The organism is Filimonas lacunae (assembly GCF_002355595.1).
Lineage (GTDB): Bacteria > Bacteroidota > Bacteroidia > Chitinophagales > Chitinophagaceae > Filimonas > Filimonas lacunae.
This window is the reverse complement of the sequence record NZ_AP017422.1, coordinates 3,384,872-3,400,538: the sequence shown is the minus strand read 5'-3', so window position 1 is coordinate 3,400,538 and position 15,667 is coordinate 3,384,872. Positions and strand designations below refer to the sequence as shown.

The following is a 15,667-nucleotide window of genomic DNA, read 5'->3' as shown; positions in this document are numbered from 1 at the left end:
TATTTAATAGACAGCTGCTGTTATTTATTTAATTAGAACGTTGGTTTAGTTAATTCCTATCCAATTTGGGAGTTTTTCTTTGCGTGAGTTTTCAAATTTTTCTTTCTCTTTTTCTCCTATCCAACGAATGTTGTCGGGTAGGTTAATTACCAGCTCTTCAAAGGAACTATAGTCTGCATATTTCTTCAAGTTTTTTTGTAATATGAGAATAGTGGCTTTCATTCTTACACTTTTTTTTCTTTCTGTTAAATCGTTTAGAACATCCTTTAATTGGGTTTGGTTGTTTTCTTTAACAAGAATTTCAAGTGATTGAATTATCGTTGCATCAGGTTGAATTGTTGCTAATAGTGTTCCAAAAATTTCATTGCCAAGCACTTCGTAAAGTTCGGATGTCCCATAATAATGCAATGCTTCAATATTTTGTTCAAGTAGTTTTATGAAATCTTCTTCCGAGCCGTCTTTGATATAACGTCCATGCAATAATTTAATCATCTCAGCTGTGTCGTGCAAAACATAAGAACATTCTGTCATTCCATAAATGAGTTCCTCTGTAACTAGTTTTTTATCCGTTGTGTTATTGCAGACCAACTTCCAAGTACCCATGCCACCTGGCCATGTTCCTCCAAACCCGTTCAAGCCAGCAAATACTAATTCTGACATACAATTTTTAAAGAAAGGCGCTATATTATTTTCAAGTATGTAAGTAATAACTGATTGCCAGAATTTGATATTTTTTCTTTGTGTCGCAAGCCACCAAAGTGGTTGTGGTTTTCCGAAATAAAATGCTAATGAATCTGATAAAATTTGAGTGTCAAGTTTTTTGATAAATTCCTCTGGTGGTAATAAAAAGACAGATTCTCCGAACAAAGCATTCTGTATTTCTTCCGGTGGGCGCTCGCAGGTTAATAAAACAGCTTTAATCCACCTGGAATCATTTCTATCATCTTTAACAAGGTCGAGTATTTGTTTTTTCTCATATTCTGCCAGGTTGTCCCAATATCTTACTGTCCACTTTAAGGTAGATACCATAAAACTTGTATCGTTGTAAGATAAAAGTTTATTGAATAGTTTCGAGCGAATAGCTGCGTCATCCTCTGTGAAATTCAAAAGAATATCAGCTATACATAATTCGAATTCATCTAAGACTTCATTGTTGGTTATTTTGAAATCAATGCGGTTATACCAAGCGTCTAAAACCGCCATACCTATGGGTTTGCTTAAATATTTAAATGCTTCATCAATTGTGTTTCCAAATCTTCCAGGGTTTAAAAAGGCTGAGGATGGTAGATGTTCTAAGTAAATGGGATAAAGCTCTCCCCATATGTTCCAAAGTTCTCTTGTCTCTGCTGGATTTAATGAAGACCAGTTAATAGCTTCATGCGTATGTTCTTTACTAAACGTACTGAATAGACGATTCGTACGTACGGAAACCGCTTGTGTTTTTATTACCTTTTTAATCAATGGCAATAGAAAGCTTTTCTTTTCCTGGTCAAATAAATTCCAGTTATTCAATGAATACCTGATAGCAGTGAATACTACTGAAGGATGATTATCAGTGTATAAAGTAGATAAGTGCTGGATTTTAGCTGAATTTCCTTGCATGAATATTGAGCGACAAACTTCTTTCCTAATAAATACTTCGTCATATTGAATGAGGTATTTAAATATTTTGTCGTTTAAAATGTATTTATTTCTGCTGGATGCGCCTAAGATAAAATGCCACGCATCCAAGGGACTAACCTTTTGATCAGTGTTAAACTTATCTTCTATTGCCTTAAAATCTTCATCTGTAATAGTGTAATATCTATGAGGTAATATGCCTTCATTTTCGTTTGATATAAATGGGAAACCTTCATGCCACGCAATTTCAATTGGGTCTATATCATAATATTCAAGGGTGTTAATAATGCTGGTTTCAATTTCATTTCCAACATCGGAAATATGCTTAATGAGAAATACTAGACATATATCTCTAGCAGCTGGGAAAATAGATTTTTTGCCGTGCACTGCCAGTTCAAATACTTTTGATTTATCTTTAATATTGGTGTCATTGGATAAGAAATCAAAGTGTTTGGCTGCCAAAATAACGTTTCTTGGAGTAAGCAAACTGAGTGCTTTGCGATAGAAATTAAAGATCCTCGTTTGACGAAATGTACCTCCGGTTGTAATAAGTTGTTTACCAGCTTCATAAAAATTAGGATGTGTAAAAAAAAATTGCACACCATTGAAAATTATAATCCCCCTTCTTTCTAAATATTCAAGAGCTTTTTGATTTCCTGTGGTAAATGAAAATGAGTGTTTATATTCTGGATAGGATGCTTTCTTTTTCGAGCGTTGATTCGACCAATTAATTTCAGGCAAGGTTCCGTATTCAACGTTGTCCTCTGATAGCAGGTACCCTAAGTCCTGGGGGGAAATGCCGGTAATTGTATCAACGGAGATTGCCAATGTCGCTAGTATTGTAGCTGTTTCTTCATCTTTGGATTGAATGTCTGAAGCTATTTGAGAGGAGTTATGCCGAGCGATATGGAGTAATCCTTCCAATGGTTGGTTTACCAAATCTTCCTGATCATACCTTGCCAGGTATTGAAGTTCGCCGATTTGTAAAAGATGATCAGGAGGGCAGATAGAAATATGATCTTCGATCAACTTCACTATTTTATTATTCAGCTTGGCTTCATCTGCAAATATTCGCCAAAAGCTATCTAATGTTTTATTTTCTATAATAGTAGTGTTAGCCCAATTATAGCCTGCTATCTGATTTTGTGTCACAAAGCCCCCGGCGCTTAGCTCCTGAAGAATTTCGTTGCGGGAGGTGACGATGATCTTATGTTGAGGTTGTTTGTTTTTAATAAGATTTTCTAATTTTTTCCATTTGTTCAGGCCATTATCTACCACTGCTACGTGTCCCCACGGATCTTCAATAACTAATATTTTATCTTCTTTAATATTTAGATTTAAGAATTGTTCTGCGTGTTCAATCTCTGTACATATTTTATAAGTAAAACCTTTTTTGTGGAAGTAGTCAGCAATTTTCTTTGCTAATTCGCTTTTGCCGGCTTGTGTTACCCCCTTTAATAATAAGACTCCCTGAATCTCTAGTTGTTGAGTTAGTGTTGATTCTTCGCTCCTTGATTTGTAGTTGGGGTCGATTATTGGAGCTTCGCCTTCATATTCATTAATCAATTTTTTAAATATAGGAGTAAGATCTGTTTTTTGATCTCTAGATTCTTTGACTGCTTCTAGTAATTTAAAATACAAGGTTTCACTTGCGGACTGTGGAACAAGATAAAGCCTGTTAAGTAACTGAAGAATTTCGTTATCTAGTGAATCAGCTGTCAATCCATCCCAGATAAGTATCTTTGAAAGATCATGCTCTAGAGTAAGTGAGTTTTGAAGGTCTGTAGCTTGTGCCTTACAGAAAGAGTTGCGTTTTGTCTGTAATGTAGTAGAGCCTGTAAAGCCATTTTTATCTAGCTCTTTACAGAAATCTTTTTGCCATGTTTTTGTAAGTTTTAAACTATTATGGCTTGACAAATCTTTAAACCTCTGGCTGAAAAGATGTACGTCATCTAGACAGCGTCCAGAGGTAATAATAAGGGCTGTATGTTTTTTATTTATAACCCGATCAAGCAAGTTGTCTTGTGCTAAATTTGCCGGAAAATGACATAGCCATTTCACAAAAGTTGAAAGCGAAATGTCGGCTATTGTATCTTTCATTTGTACCTCAACAATATGGTCTTGCCCGTTATGTGTGATGGTGATCTGTCCATCTTCACCTCCATCTTTTTCAATAAAGATTGATCTACTTTGACGCAGATTCAGCAAACCTAGGGCAATAATTGCCTTGTATTGATATTCGTATCCTTTAACACCAGCAGTAGTTACATTCATAAAATAATTTGCAGGCAAAGTTATTTGGTTTGGTAGGCAAAGTGTTGATATTATCCAAAAAATTAGGGCTGGTATATAAGTTGGTGTCGGCCGTAGATACTATTTAAAAGATTGAGAACAAAATCACTTGAATGTATGGTTAGTATCTATAGGGTATTACACCTAAACACCCACCACCACCTCCAACACCAGCACCCCAATCAACCCCAACACCGAAATCGCTGTCTCCATCACCGTCCACGATAAAAACGTCTGCTTCAAACTCAAATTAAAAAACTCCTTAAACATCCAAAACCCCGAATCATTCACATGCGACCCAAACACACTACCCGTACCCACCGCCAACACCATCAACTCTGGAGAAGCCACCCCGGAAGCTACTAACGGCGCCACCACACCCGCAGCAGTAATCCCCGCCACGGTAGCCGACCCAATAGCCACCCGCAGTATGGCAGTAATCAACCACCCAAACAACAACGGCGGCATTTGCCACTGGGCACACAGCGCAGCAATATGCTTATCCGTACCACTATCCTGCAACACCTGCTTAAACACTCCACCGGCGCAGATAATAAACAATATCACAGCAATGCCCCCAATGGCTTCATTTACCCATTTCACGGTAGCAGCCAAAGGCTGGCCGGCAGCTTTACCAAAGTAAGCAATAGCCAGCAGTACAGAGATCAACAAAGCAATAGTAGCATCCCCAGTAAAGTCCAATATCGTCCTCAAAAGATAATCACCTAGAAGATGATCCGCCAGCAGTTTCGCGGTAATCAACCCTACAGGCAACAACCCAATCAAAAAACTAGGCAAAGTACCCGGCAATGGCTTTTCCGGATCATCATCCTTCGACAAAAAAACAGATTCCGTTTTCACCTGCACGTTCTTCAACAATCGCCCCAGCAATGGCCCTGCAACAATTACCACCGGTACGGTAATCATCAACCCATACACCAGTGTTTTACCCATGTTCGCATGGAAGGCGTTTATCAGAAACACCGGGCTGGGGTGGGGCGGCAAAAAGCAATGGGTGGTAGAAAGTGCAGCGGCCATGGGCATAGCCACATACAGCAGCGGCAGCTTAGCGCGGTAGGCCACGGAAAACACCAGCGGCACCAATATCATAAACCCGGCGTTATAATACAGTGGTATGCCGATAAGAAAGCCGGTAAGCAACAGCACCCACTGAATATTACGCTCACCAAAAGCGCCGATAAGGGTAGTGGTAATGCGTGTTACAGCCCCGCCTGCTTCCAGTATTTTACCCAGGGCGGCGCCCAGGCAAATAACCAGGGCCAGGCCGCTGAGGGTGTTGCCTACACCTCTTTCTATGGAGCGGATCAGTTGCTCCGGGTGCATGCCCAGGCATAGGCCGGAAAGTAGGGCCACGATAAGCAAGGATAAAAAGGGGCCGAGTTTTTTCCAGGTAAGGTATACCTGCAAGGCTACTGCGGCCAGTATAACAAGCCATTCCATATGGTGGTGTTTAGGTTATGCAACAGTGTTGGTAAGCGTTCCGATACCGTCAATGCCAATGCTGATTTCATCGCCGCTTTGCAGGGTGAAATCATGGCCGGGTACTATGCCGGTGCCTGTCATAATCAGGCAGCCGTGGGGGAAGCTGCTTTCGCGGTATACAAAGCTAACCAGCTCTTCCGGGGTGCGTTTCATTTGCGATAGTTCTACATCGCCGGTAAAAGCTTGTTCGCCGTTGCGGGATATGGTAAGGCGTATCAACGCCTGGGCAGGCAGGGGCTGGTTGGTAACGTAAATGCAGGGACCTAACGCGGCGCAGCCATCGTAGGTTTTGGCCTGGGGCAGGTATAGCGGGTTTTCGCCTTCTATGCTGCGGCTGCTCATGTCGTTGCCGATGGTGTAGCCGATGATTTTGCCGGAGCTGGTTACCACCAGTGTCAGTTCGGGTTCGGGTACATCCCAGGTGCTGTCTTTACGTATGCGCACGGGCTGGCCGGGGCCGACTACACGGGAGGGAGTGCTTTTAAAAAATACTTCGGGTCTTTCGGCGTGGTATACCTTTTCGTAAAAGTCGCCACCGCCGCTGGCTTTGCTTTCTTCCTGGCGGCCTACTTTGCTGCGCCAGTAGGTAACACCGCAGGCCCATAGTTCCTGCCGGGGGCCGATGGGGGGCAGTGTTTCCGATGCGGATGGGTGGGGTGTGGCAGTGGCCTTACCGCTGGCGAGCAGGCTGGTAAGGGTGTTATATAAATCATCGTTGTTAATAAAAGCTTCCCAGTCGGTAACGGGTAGGGTATATGTGTTTCCTTCGGCTTCCAGCAGTGCGCCGGACTGTGTTTTGTAAACCTTCATATGGCAATCGTGTGTTTTGTTTTAGCAGTTATTGTTAATGAGAATCGCGGGTGACTTCCGATCCGGAGCTGCCTTGCAGAAAATCCAGGTCGGCCCCTTTATCAGCACCCATTACGTGCTGGATATATAAACTTACATACCCACGGCGCGAAGCGGGTGGTGGCGCTGTCCAGGCCTGTCTTCTTTGTTCCAGCTCGGCTTCGCTTACGTGCAGGTGCAGCAAACGTTTTTCTACGTTCAGCTCTATCATATCACCGTTTTGCACCAGCGCCAGGTTGCCGCCAATGGCACTTTCGGGAGATACATGCAATACAGCGGTACCATAAGCGGTGCCGCTCATTCTGCCATCCGATATGCGTACCATATCGCGTATACCTTTTTCCAGTATCTTTTTGGGCAGGGCCATGTTGCCTACTTCGGGCATGCCGGGGTAGCCCACGGGGCCTACGTATTTCAGTACCATCACGCAGGTTTCATCTATATCCAGGTGGGGATCGTCAATACGGGCGTGATAGTCTTCAATGCTTTCAAACACCACGGCGCGGCCGGTATGCTGCATCAGGGCAGGAGTGGCGGCGCTGGGCTTTATTACGGCACCGTTCTGTGCCAGGTTGCCTTTTACCACTACTATACCGGCTTCGGGTTGCAGGGGTTGTTGTATAGAAGCAATCACGTCTGCATTATAACATTCGCTGCTGCCTTTGATATTATCGTGGTGGTTGTGGCCGGTTACGGTAACGATGTTGCGGTGCAGCAGCTCCTTCAGTTCGTTCAGTATTACGGGCAGGCCGCCTGCGTAAAAGAAGTCTTCCATTAAAAACTTGCCGGAAGGCATGAGGTTCAGCAGCAGCGGGATTTTACTGCCGAGTTTGTCAAAATCATCCAGGTGCAGGTCAACCCCAATACGACCGGCAATAGCCATCAGGTGTATTACAAAGTTGGAAGAACCACCTACGGCGGAGTTGACCATAATCGCGTTTTCAAACGCCTCGCGGGTGAGTATTTTATCAATGGTAAGGTTATCCTTTACCATTTGCACAATGCGCCTGCCGCTGAGCTGCGCCATTACTTTTTTGCGGGAGTCCGCAGCGGGTATGGCAGCCGCGCCGCTGAGGGTTAAGCCCAGCGATTCTACCATGCAGGCCATGGTGCTGGCGGTGCCCATCGTCATACAATGTCCTATGCTGCGGCTCATACAGCTTTCGGCATATTCACATTCTTCCTGCGTCATGACGCCGGTTTTCATATCCTCATCAAATTTCCACACGTGCGTACCGCTGCCTATCTGCTGACCTTTATAACGGCCGTTCAACATAGGCCCGCCGGGTACTACAATGGTGGGCAGTCCCACACTGGCAGCGCCCATAACGGTAGAGGGGGTGGTTTTATCACAGCCGGTCAGCAGTACCACACCATCTATCGGGTTACCACGTATGCTTTCCTCTGCGTCCATGCTGGCCAGGTTGCGAAATAGCATGGCAGTGGGTTTGAGCAGGGTTTCGCCCAGGCTCATGATGGGAAACTCTACCGGAAAGCCGCCTGCTTCCAGCACGCCTTTCTTCACGGCTTCTGCATGATCGCGGAAGTGGGCGTTACACGGAGTAAGCTCGCTGAAAGTATTGCATATACCTATCACAGGCCTGCCATCGAACATATCCGTAGGCATGCCCTGGTTCTTCATCCAGCTGCGGTAAATGATACCGTCTTTGTCTTTGCGTCCAAACCAGTCCTGGCTTCTAAATCTGCTGCTCATCTTGTTTACAATTATAATTGGGTAAAGGCTCTGCCGCCGTTGACCATTCTGTAAATGCCCATGGGGTTGCTTTCCTGCAATTCGGCAGGCAGCAGGGCATCGGGCATGTTCTGGTAACATACAGGCCGTACAAAACGGTATATGGCGGCGGTACCTACTGAGGTGCTGCTGCTGTTGGTTGTTGCGGGGAAGGGGCCGCCATGCACCATGGCGCTTACAGGTTCTACACCTGTGGGAAAACCGTTGATGACCACACGGCCTGCTTTCTGTTCCAGTATATCCAGCAGCTCCTGCCACGCAGGCAGTTCTTCTGCGGTGCCGTGTACAGTAGCGGTCAGCTGACCGGGCAGGCTATGGGCCAGTGCCAGCATGGCTTCGCGGGTGGTTACAGGTACGGCTATAGAAGCCGGGCCAAATATTTCTTCCCGCAGTAAGGGTTGTGTGATCAGTTCATCGCTATGGGTGGTCATCAGCACCGGTGTAACTACATGGGTATCGGTGGTATCGGGTGCTTTACCACTGGCCAGGGTGGCAACGGCAGGCAGCGCCAGCCTTTCTTCCACACCTGCCTGGTAGGCATGATACATATAGGCAGCCAGCATAACGCCGCCGGTAATATTGGAAAAAACATTACTTAACTGCCCGTTAAAGTCAGCCGCCTGCTGGGGGTAGAACAACATACCGGGACTGGTACAAAACTGCCCTACACCCATAGCTACCGAAGCGCTATAGGCTTCTGCAATAGTGGCCCCTTTTTGCTGTGCGGCTTCGGGCAATACAAACACGGGGTTGGTGCTGCCCATTTCTGCAAACACGGGTATAGGCTCCGGCCGGCGCACGGCCATATCATACAGGGCTTTACCGCCTCGGTACGATCCGGTAAAAGCTACTGCTTTTATCAGCGGGTGCGTAACCAGCTGTGCGCCGGTTTGCGTGCCACTATCAAACAACAGGGAGAACACGCCATCCGGCATGCCTGTGCTTTGCGCAGCGCGCTGTATGGCTTTGCCGGCAAGGGCAGAGGTTGCGGGGTGTGCGGGGTGTGCCTTTACTACTACGGTACACCCGGCAGCCAGTGCCGATGCGGTATCGCCACCGGCCACCGAAAATGCGAGGGGGAAATTGCTGGCTCCAAATACAGCCACGGGGCCGAGTGGTATATTCATATAACGCATGTCGGGTTTGGGCAATGGCTTCCTGTCGGGCAGTGCCGTTTCAATACGCGCATCTACCCACGAGCCTTCTGCCACCAGTGTGGCAAACATACGCAGCTGCCCGGTGGTGCGTGCGCGTTCCCCTTCCAGCCTTGCGCGGGGCAGGGCGGTTTCCTGCATGCAGGTGGTAATGAGTGCATCGCCGCAGTTTTCCAGTTCTGCTGCTATGGCGTTTAAAAAAGCGGCTTTACGGGCCGCAGGTATTTTGCGGTACAGTGCAAAAGAAGAACTGGCCTGCTGCACCGCCTGGTTTACTTCTTCGGCTGTTGCCTGGTGAAAGTAAACGGCGCTGTTTTCTTTTCCCGAAGGGTTAATAGAATAAAATACTTCTTTACTGTTTCCTGATTCTCCGTAGCCGATAATGTGTTTTTCTTCCCGCATTATGTAAGGTAGTTTAACTGTTACCCGGAGCAAGGTATTAACATCCCCTCCCTGAAACTACCAAAAAAAACCGGTGTAGCATTTTATACAGTGAGTTAATAATTTTTGCCTTTCTTTAGGTGGTAATAAAAATTGCCTGCCAGATGTATCAGTTTCACTACCAGCAGGGCGCTGCCGGCAAGTTGGACGCATTTCCGCACATCCTGGAGATATATGCAAAAAAGAACACCGCCATACAACTGCAGTCCTTTCCGCAACAGGTAGCCAAAGGCCTGTGTATTTATTTTATACAAGAGGGAAAGTTTGAATGGTGGGTGAACGGGGTGCATTATTTCCTGTTCCCCGGCGATACCGTTTTGGTATTGCCCGGCGAAACCATTGGCAATGAGAAAGGATTACTGGAACTGGGCAGCATTTATTGCCTGGAACTGAATATAAAACCGCTGAAACAGGGCGAGCTGGTGCCAGGGGTATGGAGTGGCCTGGGCCAGGCAGAATGTGCGGCTATTGGCAAGCTGCTGCACCTGAAGAGTACTTCCGTGCTATCGCGCATGAGCGATGCAGGGCGTATATTGACCAGCCTGTTTTACGAAATACACCACCTGGAACTGGCGTATGTAACACGCGTGAACCAGCTGATAGATGAACTGATCATTGCCATTACCCGGCAGCTGACACGGCAATGCCTGCCCGCCCGCGATTTCAGCAGCATATTTATGAAACTGGAAGATGCGTTGCGTAAAGATTTGTCGCACCAGTGGACGGTGGAAGAAATGGCCGCTATAGCCGGTATGGGCACCACGCTGTTTACCGAAAAAGTAAAAGGGTTTACGGGTTTTACACCCATTAACTACCTCATCAATATCCGCATATCGGAAGCTACCCGGCTGCTAAAGCGCAGGGATATCAGTATTACGGATATTGCGCTGGACACGGGTTTCTACTCTTCCCAGCATTTCTCTACCACTTTTAAAAAGCTTACCGGTTACACTCCCGGCGAGTTTAGAAAAAACAATACGTATACCGAGTAAATGTAGAATATGAAGTGCATTATTACCATAGAACTGGGCACCAATGCGGTACGGATTTTTGCCTTTGACCTGAACGGTTCCGTAATAGGGAGTATGAAAGGTTTTTACCCCACCTTTTACTCGCAAACGGATTACAGCGAGCAGGATCCGGAACAGATATTTATTACCATGCTGTATGTGCTGAAGAACCTGCTGAATGAGGTGATACATGCCCGGAAATATACCGTGGCTTCTATTTGTTTCAGCTCATCGATGCACAGCCTGCTGGTGGTGGATAAAAACGGAGTGCCGCTGGGTAATGCGCTAACCTGGGCAGATAACCGTGCTAAAAAAGAGGCCCGGGAAATCAATGCTTCGCCGCTGGCCGATACCCTGTATGCCAGCACGGGTACCCCTTTGCATCCGATGTCGCCTTTGCTGAAGATAGCCTGGCTGCGGCATAACGAGCCGGATAAGTTTCAACGGGCCGGCAAATTTCTATCGGTAAAATCGTACGTCATTTACCAGCTTACCGGCGCTTACCTGATCGATTACAGCCTTGCCTGCGCCACGGGTATGATGGACATTCGCACGGCAGACTGGGCCGAAGAGGCGCTGCAATATGCCGGCATTAGCCGTGACCAACTGCCGCAGCTGGTGAGCGTGTTTGCCGGTGCGGGCAACCTGAAAAAAGCCTATCAGAATTCACTGGGAATAACAGATGATACCCGCATACTGGTAGGTAGCAGCGATGGTTGCATGGCCACACTGGGTGCAGGCATCTGGAACAGTGATAAAGCTACCATTACCATTGAAGACAGCAGCGCCGTGCGCATCGCAGGCAACCACATATTACAGGATGAAAAAAAACGTGTGTTTAACTACCTGCTTACCGATAACTGTTTTATCAGCGGCGGCCCCAGCAATAGCGGCAGCGGCATATTTGAATGGTTTGTGAAACAGTTTGGTGATAGCACCGGTGCCTATGATATGGAAACCTGCCTGACCACTTTGCTGGAAGAAGCCACCAAAGTGCCACCCGGATCGGAAGGCCTGTTGTTTTTGCCTTACCTGCTGGGCGAGCGTGCGCCTATCTGGAATCCCGATGCGCGGGGCTGTTTCTTTGGCATCAACATTCAACACGAAAAACAACATTTTATACGCGCTACCATTGAAGGTATTTTATATGAGATATACAGCATTGGCCGCCTGCTGATGGAACACCGGGATATTAAAGGCCTGTCTGTTAACGGCAGCTTTGCTACCATCCCGTTTTGCTCGCAGATGATTGCCGATATGTACAACGTGCCTGTGTATGTTACCAAACACAACAACAGCGTAAGTGTAGGCGCGTTTTTGCTGGCGGCTACCGAAATGGGCATCTATCGCACACTGGATGAAGCAGCAGCACAGGTAGAGATAGATAAAACCTACTGGCCACAGGAATTACACCACCAAACCTATATGAAGTATTATGATATTTTTGAAAGGCTCAGCTATAAACTCAGCGATGAATTTGCGCGCATTGCAGAATTGCAGGCCCACCGAACGCAATAGCCGGTAATAGCTGCCTTTTTCTTCCTCTTATAAATGGATTGCTATGTCATTGAACCACAAACCGCTTTACACGGGCGGGTTGGTGGCGGCTATTGCCTGCGCCTGCCTGTACCTGTTTCTTACCCTGCGCCAGTTACATGTTATGGCAGGCTGGTGCCTGGTGCTGGCTTTATTGTGTACTGCATTGGCCGTGCGGGGCCACCCTTTGCTGCGGGGCTTTTCCTATACCATTACCATACTGGCTGCCGTGTGCATGGCGTTGTATTATCCCCGGTATTTTGTGCATGTGGGCAGCTTTCGCTTATCCAGCCTTACCATTCCGCTGTTGCAGCTGATTATGTTTGGTATGGGAACGGAATTAAGCCTTAACGATTTTTCCGAGGTATTGCAATCGCCCAAAAAAGTAGTGGTGGGTATGGTAGGGCATTTTACCATTATGCCTTTCCTGGGTTTTGGTATTGCGCACCTGTTCCATTTCCCGGGCGAAGTAGCGGCGGGTATTATCCTTATCGGCTGTTCGCCCAGCGGGCTGGCATCCAACGTAATGGCCTACCTGGCCAAAGCCAACCTGGCACTGTCGGTATGTATTACCGCCTTATCCACCTTACTGGCACCGGTGTTAACGCCGCTGTTAATGAAGCTGCTGGGTGGCACTTACATTGAAGTGCATTTCTGGGCCATGCTGTGGGATATAGCGAAGATAGTGCTGTTGCCTATTGCTGCCGGCCTGCTGTTTAACTACTTTCTGTACGGCCGCTTTCCGTGGCTGGATAAAGCTATGCCTTTTGTGTCTATGGCGGGCATTATGTTCATCATTATCATATTCATTGCTGCCGGGCGCGATCATCTGCTACAGGTAGGAGCGCTGCTGTTGCTGGCTGTGTTGATGCACAATGCAGGCGGCTTTTTTATAGGCTACTGGCTATCGCGGTTGCTGGGCTTTGCAGAAAAAGATTGCCGTACCATTTCTATTGAAATAGGTATGCAAAACGGCGGACTGGCTTCGGGTCTGGCCCTGAACATGGGCAAGATGGCTACCGTAGGCCTGGCACCCGCCATATTCAGCTCTATGATGAATGTCACCGGCTCGGCACTGGCCAGCTGGTGGCATCACCACCTGCCTGAAGAACACGATCATTCACCATCCAATAATAACAACCATGAACAGGAACCTTCTGCGGCTAACCCTGGTGGCTATAACGGTTAGCTGTTGCCAAGCGGCTGCACAGGAAGTGCAGATTACCCGCAGTGAATTAGTAGCCTTAACTCCCGAATGGAAAGGCACCCGCTTTGCCGATGGACGACCCCGCGTATCGGACACGCTGCTGCAACGCATGAAGCAGGTAAGTGTGGAAGAAGCCTGGGCGGTGCTCAAGAATGCCGGGTATGGCTACCAGGTAGCCGAAAGCTGGCAGGTGCTGCAGCCGGATAGTGTGTTGGTGGGCCGTGCTGTTACCGCCACCTTTATGCCTGCACGCCCCGATGTATGGAAGGCCATAGACAGCCTGGGCAAACAACAGGGCAAACGCGGGCAGAACACCTGGCCGGTAGACCTGCTGGTAAAGGGCGATGTGTATGTAGCCGACCAGTTTGGCGCGCACCGCAACGGGCCTACCATTGGCGATAACGTAGGCAATGCCATTTACGCACGTAGTGGCAACGGCATTGTATACGATGGTGCGCTGCGCGATATAGAAGGACTGAAAGAGATACCCGGCTTTACCGCTTTTTACACCAGTTACGACCCCTCGTATCACAATCCCCCCGGCGATCTCAACACCATGATCACGGCTATTAACCGCCCCACGCGCATACGCACCGTAACCGTAATGCCGGGTGATGTAGTGCTGGGTAAACTGGGCGTAGTGGTGTTTATACCACCGCACCTGGCTGAGAAGGTATGCACCACCTCTGAAATAGTACGTCTGCGCGATATGTTTGGCCACCAGCGCCTGCGCGAAGGCAAGTACACCGCCGGGCAAATTGATACGCGGTGGACAGAGGAGATAGAAAAAGATTTCTCCCGCTGGATCAACGACCATATCAGCGAACTGCCTGTGCCGAAAGCTACCATACAGCAGTTTCTGAAAGACCGCACCTGGTAAACACCACCCGTTATACTTCTACATTTAAAAACTTCCATATGAGCAACAGTCATTCACGAAGATCTTTTCTTTCCAAAGCCGCGCTGGCCACCGCTATGGCGCCGCTGGCATCGTTCAGCAGCTTTGGCAGCAGCTATGAAAAAGCAGTGGGCGAAACACCCAAAAACTCCGCACCATCCGATTTAAAGATCACCGATGTAAAATGCGGTTATATCAAAGGCAGCCTGTTTGTAAAAATTTACACCAACCAGGATATATGGGGATGTGGCGAAGGCGTAGATGCCGTGCCCGGTACCTATCACCTGGTAAAGAACTTTGGCCAGCGGTTAAAGAACCAGAACCCGCTGAACGTATACCGCCTGTTTGAAAACATCCGCAAATCAGGCTTTTTCCAGGGCGCACAGGCGGGAATGTATGTAGCCGTACTTTCTGCCATAGAAACCGCGCTGTGGGATCTGGCGGGCAAGGCGCTGCACGTGCCGGTGTATCAGTTACTGGGTGGTAAGTTTCGCGATAAAATACGGGTGTACTGCGATACGGCCCTGTACCAGCGCAACCTGCCCCAGCCAAAGGATTTTGCGGAGGCGGCGATGAAAGCAAAGGGCATGGGCTTTAACGCCATTAAGTTTGATCTGGATCAGTTTAACGACCCCAATAAATACGATATGTATAACTGGACGGCCAGCCCCGGCGAGCTGCAGCGTATGTACGAGCAGATAGCTGCCGTGCGCGAAGCCGTAGGCCCCAAAACAGATATACTGGTAGATATGCATGGCCGGTACGATGCCGTAACCGGCCAGGCCATCAGTAAACGGCTGGAACCCTTAAACCTGCTATGGCTGGAAGAGCCCATACCCGCCGAAAACATAGAAGCCTATAAACTCATTACCGAAGCCACCAGCACACCCATTGCCGCCGGTGAAAACCTGTACCTGGCCTACGGCTTCCGCCGTTTGCTGGAAATAGGCGGGGTGGATATTGTAATGCCCGATTTGCAGAAGTGCGGGGGGCTGGGAGAGGGGCAGCGTATTGCCAACCTGGCCAACCTCTACTATACACCGTTTGCACCGCACATGGTGGCTTCCTTCCTGGGCTGTATGGCCTCCTGCCATGTATGTGCTTCAGTACCCAATTTTCTGATACTGGAATGGCAGAGCTATTTTCATACAGACCCTATGTTTAAAGAGATTGTGCAGTACGATGGGGAATGGGTGAAAGACAGCTTTATTACCGTGAGCGAAAAGCCGGGGATAGGCGTAGAGATCAATGAAGCTGCGATGAAGAAGTACGCGGTGCCCGGTGTGCCTTTTTTTGAATAGTCCAGGAAACAGAAAGAAACCAATCATACATAAATGGGGCGGCTTTTCATCCGCCTGACTGCTGAAAATATCCTTTGTCACCTGAAGAGGCAGGCAGAGGATA

Annotated in this window: 10 protein-coding genes; 5 read left to right on the top strand and 5 right to left on the bottom strand. The window is 47.8% G+C overall.

All coding sequences use genetic code 11. The annotated features are described in order from the left end of the window. Nucleotides 1-45 precede the first annotated feature (45 nt). The 5 genes from FLA_RS13570 to FLA_RS13550 form a co-directional block, all read right to left on the bottom strand. Complete coding sequence (locus FLA_RS13570) at nt 46-3,912, bottom strand: nSTAND3 domain-containing NTPase (RefSeq protein ID WP_144264195.1); 3,867 nt, start codon at nt 3,910-3,912, stop codon at nt 46-48. A gap of 144 nt (nt 3,913-4,056) precedes the next feature. Further along, nucleotides 4,057-5,373, bottom strand: coding sequence for a GntP family permease (locus FLA_RS13565; RefSeq protein WP_076382686.1), 1,317 nt, complete (start codon nt 5,371-5,373; stop codon nt 4,057-4,059). A 15-nt stretch (nt 5,374-5,388) separates the two neighbouring features. Next, nucleotides 5,389-6,225 (bottom strand): fumarylacetoacetate hydrolase family protein, encoded by an 837-nt coding sequence (locus FLA_RS13560; RefSeq protein WP_076382687.1) that lies wholly within the window; start codon nt 6,223-6,225, stop codon nt 5,389-5,391. A gap of 34 nt (nt 6,226-6,259) precedes the next feature. After that, nucleotides 6,260-7,978 (bottom strand): IlvD/Edd family dehydratase, encoded by a 1,719-nt coding sequence (locus FLA_RS13555; RefSeq protein ID WP_076382688.1) that lies wholly within the window; start codon nt 7,976-7,978, stop codon nt 6,260-6,262. 11 nt (nt 7,979-7,989) lie between these two features. Then, nucleotides 7,990-9,573, bottom strand: coding sequence for an aldehyde dehydrogenase (NADP(+)) (locus FLA_RS13550; RefSeq protein ID WP_076382689.1), 1,584 nt, complete (start codon nt 9,571-9,573; stop codon nt 7,990-7,992). Between the two features lie 143 nt (nt 9,574-9,716). On the opposite strand from FLA_RS13550, the gene FLA_RS13545 reads away from it, so the two are divergent. Genes FLA_RS13545 through FLA_RS13525 form a run of 5 tightly spaced genes read left to right on the top strand, consistent with a single transcriptional unit; the run spans nt 9,717 to nt 15,564 of the window. Continuing rightward, on the top strand, nt 9,717-10,604 hold the full coding sequence (locus FLA_RS13545; RefSeq protein ID WP_076382690.1) for a helix-turn-helix domain-containing protein: 888 nt from the start codon (nt 9,717-9,719) through the stop codon (nt 10,602-10,604). Between the two features lie 9 nt (nt 10,605-10,613). Next, a complete protein-coding gene (locus FLA_RS13540) occupies nt 10,614-12,140 on the top strand; it encodes a gluconokinase (RefSeq protein WP_076382691.1) in 1,527 nt (508 codons plus the stop codon). 43 nt (nt 12,141-12,183) lie between these two features. Further along, complete coding sequence (locus FLA_RS13535; RefSeq protein WP_076382692.1) at nt 12,184-13,347, top strand: bile acid:sodium symporter family protein; 1,164 nt, start codon at nt 12,184-12,186, stop codon at nt 13,345-13,347. Further along, nucleotides 13,301-14,245: an RraA family protein gene (locus FLA_RS13530; RefSeq protein ID WP_084206556.1), complete on the top strand. Its 945-nt coding sequence runs from the start codon at nt 13,301-13,303 to the stop codon at nt 14,243-14,245. Before FLA_RS13535 ends, FLA_RS13530 begins: the two co-directional genes overlap by 47 nt. 38 nt (nt 14,246-14,283) lie before the next feature. Next, nucleotides 14,284-15,564, top strand: coding sequence for a mandelate racemase/muconate lactonizing enzyme family protein (locus tag FLA_RS13525; protein WP_076382693.1), 1,281 nt, complete (start codon nt 14,284-14,286; stop codon nt 15,562-15,564). The last annotated feature ends 103 nt before the right edge of the window (nt 15,565-15,667 follow it).

Coding starts and splice junctions, on each gene's coding strand:
- FLA_RS13565 (WP_076382686.1), bottom strand. CDS start 5,373: ATGGAATGGCTTGTTATACTGGCCGCAGTAGCCTTGCAGGTATACCTT.
- FLA_RS13560 (WP_076382687.1), bottom strand. CDS start 6,225: ATGAAGGTTTACAAAACACAGTCCGGCGCACTGCTGGAAGCCGAAGGA.
- FLA_RS13555 (WP_076382688.1), bottom strand. CDS start 7,978: ATGAGCAGCAGATTTAGAAGCCAGGACTGGTTTGGACGCAAAGACAAA.
- FLA_RS13550 (WP_076382689.1), bottom strand. CDS start 9,573: ATGCGGGAAGAAAAACACATTATCGGCTACGGAGAATCAGGAAACAGT.
- FLA_RS13545 (WP_076382690.1), top strand. CDS start 9,717: ATGTATCAGTTTCACTACCAGCAGGGCGCTGCCGGCAAGTTGGACGCA.
- FLA_RS13540 (WP_076382691.1), top strand. CDS start 10,614: ATGAAGTGCATTATTACCATAGAACTGGGCACCAATGCGGTACGGATT.
- FLA_RS13535 (WP_076382692.1), top strand. CDS start 12,184: ATGTCATTGAACCACAAACCGCTTTACACGGGCGGGTTGGTGGCGGCT.
- FLA_RS13530 (WP_084206556.1), top strand. CDS start 13,301: ATGAACAGGAACCTTCTGCGGCTAACCCTGGTGGCTATAACGGTTAGC.
- FLA_RS13525 (WP_076382693.1), top strand. CDS start 14,284: ATGAGCAACAGTCATTCACGAAGATCTTTTCTTTCCAAAGCCGCGCTG.